Consider the following 1,552-nt stretch of genomic DNA (forward strand, 5'->3'; position numbering starts at 1 on the left):
GACTCGGTCTTTCAGGTCGATGTCTGACGCAACACACCTCGGTCGGCCCCCTCTCCCTCCGGGAGAGGGCTGGGGTGAGGGTGGCTCGATCTTCAACCCTTATTCCAGCATCTTGCTCAACAACCAACTCCCCGCCGGCCCCGGCGGATACAGCCGCGACCACAACGCATCAACAAACACCGGCTTAGGCCAGCCGCGCACCTTCAACTCGACCAGCAAATCATTGCCAAAGCGCTGCGCCAGCCAGCGCGGCAAAGGCGCCCAGCCAAAACCTTTCTCGGCCATTTCCAGCAGCATCAGATAACTCGGCGCCGACCACACCCGACCTTTGCCGCGACTGTCATAGGGATTGACGATGGTCGCCAGACGCAATTCGCGGTGCTGCTCCAGCACATGCTGATCAATGTGATCAAGCCTCGCCAGCGGATGCTCACGACTGACGAACAAGGCAATTTCCGTGCGCTCGGCCACGGTCGAGGTGACCAGATCCGGCGGGTAGCTCTCTTGCATTTCGGCGAATGCCAGATGCGCACGACCACGCTGGACCAACTCGACGAGGTCATCGCATTCAGCGATCAGACATTCCAGCTCCAGATCCGGATAACGCTGCTCAAACCCGACCAACGCGGCTTCAAAACGGTCCGACTGATAGGTATCGGAAATCGCCACCGTCAGCTTCGGTTCGACGCCTTGGGACAGTTGCCGTGCGGTCATTTCCAGACGACTGCTGGCCGCCAGAATCGCCTCGGCGCGTTGCAGCATCACATGCCCGGCCGGGGTCAGCGTCGGTTTGCGGCTGCTGCGATCGAACAGCTGCAGATCCAGATCGATCTCCAGACTGGCCACCGCCGCGCTGATGGTCGACTGACTGCGCCCCAACTTGCGCGCCGCTGCGGAAAACGAACCTTGCGTGGCCGCCTGGACAAACGCCAACAGCACTTCCTGAGAAATCATCAACTATCGCCTTGATCGATGGTTATTGATTATGAAGTATCGGTTTGGGGGTGGATCATGGCAACCATCTTCACTCAAGGAGTCAGGCCATGACTGCCCACAAATCCATCACTGAACGTATTTTCCAGGCCGTTGGTTTCGAACTGCTGGCGATCCTGATCTGCACGCCGTTGCTGGCGTGGATCATGCAAAAACCGATGCTTGAAATGGGCGCGGTGACCGTGTTGATCGCCTTGCTGGCGCTGGGTTGGAACGTGGTGTTCAACCGCTTCTTCGACCGTATGCTGGCGCGCATGAACGTCGCGCATAACGCCTGGGTGCGTGTGGTGCACGCGCTGCTGTTCGAGGGTGGTTTGATCGTGATGGGTGTGCCGCTGATTGCCTGGTGGTTGTCGGTCAGCCTCTGGCAGGCGTTTTTGCTCGACATCGGTGTGCTGCTGTTTTTCCTGCCGTACACCTACGTGTATCACTGGGGCTATGACGTTTTGCGCGAGCGGTTCATGACGCGCAACGCTTGCCAGAGTTAACCTCGATCCCCGTGTAGGAGCTGCCGAAGGCTGCGATCTTTTGATGTTGTTTTTAAAGACAAGATCAAAAG

The 1,552-nt window shown here is 58.3% G+C and carries 2 protein-coding genes; one reads left to right on the forward strand and one right to left on the reverse strand.

Going from position 1 to position 1,552, the window contains the following annotated elements; all coding sequences use genetic code 11:
- Nucleotides 1–99 precede the first annotated feature (99 nt).
- The gene (locus ACW9IR_RS29320; protein WP_110718777.1) at nucleotides 100–954 is read right to left on the reverse strand and encodes a LysR family transcriptional regulator; all 855 of its coding nucleotides are present in this window, start codon (nucleotides 952–954) and stop codon (nucleotides 100–102) included.
- An 89-nt stretch (nucleotides 955–1,043) separates the two neighbouring features.
- On the opposite strand from ACW9IR_RS29320, the gene ACW9IR_RS29325 reads away from it, so the two are divergent.
- The gene (locus ACW9IR_RS29325; protein WP_110718776.1) at nucleotides 1,044–1,481 is read left to right on the forward strand and encodes a multidrug/biocide efflux PACE transporter; all 438 of its coding nucleotides are present in this window, start codon (nucleotides 1,044–1,046) and stop codon (nucleotides 1,479–1,481) included.
- Nucleotides 1,482–1,552: the final 71 nt, after the last annotated feature.

Source organism: Pseudomonas sp. SDT291_1_S447 (genome assembly GCF_054070155.1).